1 pseudogene is annotated in these 261 nt (G+C 60.5%); it reads left to right on the top strand.

Annotation, left to right across the window (positions count from 1 at the left end):
• A pseudogene (locus EUU22_RS25105) lies at window positions 1-261 on the top strand (hypothetical protein); the annotation flags it as partial.

Genomic DNA, 261 nt, shown 5'->3' with positions numbered 1-261 from the left:
AGGTTTCGGCGGCAAACCACGCTACGAGGGCAAGCCCCGTTTCGGCGATGAATCGCGTTCCGAAGGCAAGCCGCGTCTCGACGACAAACCGCGCTTTGAAGGCAAGCCCCGCTTCGACGATAAGCCACGCTTTGAAGGCAAACCTCGCTTTGAAGGCAAACCTCGCTTCGAAGATCGGCCGCACTCTGAAGGCAAGCCGCGTTTCGGCGGCAAGCCTCATTTCGAAGCCCGCGACGACTCCGGTGCGCGCAAATCTTTCGG

The sequence above is a fragment of the Ciceribacter ferrooxidans genome, assembly GCF_004137355.1.
Lineage (GTDB): Bacteria > Pseudomonadota > Alphaproteobacteria > Rhizobiales > Rhizobiaceae > Allorhizobium > Allorhizobium ferrooxidans.
The sequence above is the reverse complement of the archived record's forward strand: the minus strand, read 5'-3'. Positions and strand labels throughout refer to the sequence as shown.